At 44.8% G+C, this 1,135-nt stretch carries 1 protein-coding gene; it reads left to right on the top strand.

Features of this window, described 5'->3' with window-relative positions; all coding sequences use genetic code 11:
• Window positions 1–1,135, top strand: a 1,135-nt coding sequence (locus E5987_RS13215; RefSeq protein ID WP_237178851.1) for an IS1634 family transposase, incomplete at both ends; no start/stop codon positions are given.

Consider the following 1,135-nt stretch of genomic DNA (forward strand, 5'->3'; position numbering starts at 1 on the left):
CGAGAAAAAGAGAAGTTATCGAGTTAGCTTCAAGAAGGTCGGTACTGTTACCTCCGGCCAGAAGGAAGGCCGAATCCTAAGGGATTTTATTTGCCAACGCAAGGGCAAAGACTATATCTTCACTGCGGTGAGCGAAGGCGGTTTTACTCTTCCTCAGGCAATGGATGTCAAACAACTGCATGCGGGCGCCACGTGGGCACTGGATCAGCTCGTTGAGCAATCTCCTATCGGAAAAGCTCTTAAAAGGGCCTTTACACAACGCCGAGACTATCTAAAAGTTTTGTCGATTGCCTACTTCATAATCCTCAATCAAGACAACAATATTTCTAAATATCCGACCTTTGCTGAGGCGACTCGTCTTCCATGGGGCGGGTCTTTGCATCCTTCCTCAATAGGCAGGGTTTTTAGGAAAATCAAAGAACAGCAGATAGAGAATTATTTCTCTGCTATCCAGGAAGACTTAATAGAACAGAAGAAAATAATTGGGGACGATGACAAACTGTCATTGGCTTTAGATTCGACCTCCATTTGGAATAAAGACGAGGACAATCTTCCTCAAATTAATGTACTGATGTTGGTCGACTCCAAAAGCGGACTGCCTCTCTTCTATCGAACCTACGACGGAAACGTTCCGGACGTACAAGTCGTCAGGCGGGTCATTGCTGACAACTCCAGACTAGGCATCCAAAACGTTGTTCTTGTGTCTGACCGAGGTTACAGCGGTACAAAAAACATCAATGACTGCCTGAGAAATAAAGTTGGCTTTCTGTTCAACATGAAGTGCGGGATCTCAGGCAGCCTTACCCAAGAGCTTATTGATGAAGAAAGAGTTAATCTCCAGGACTTAAATCAAATGGACTGGTTTACCCAGCTCTTTCAGGTGACAAAGAAGATCAGCTGGATTCGTGAACCCAATCCTGTAACGGGTCAGAGATCCACAAAAAAGACGCAGGAAACTGCGGAGCTTTACTGGCATATCTATTTCGATCGACAAATTGCTGAGAATGCCAGACAAGGGATGTTTGAGAGAATCATTCGTATACGCGAAAAGATGGCCGCCGGTAAGTCTCTCGATGAAAACGAACAAACATTACTAGAAGAGGTGTTTGTAAAACATGAGAAAGACAGCACGGTC

Source organism: Parasutterella muris, from assembly GCF_009767915.1.
GTDB classification, from domain to species: Bacteria; Pseudomonadota; Gammaproteobacteria; order Burkholderiales; family Burkholderiaceae_F; genus Parasutterella; species Parasutterella muris.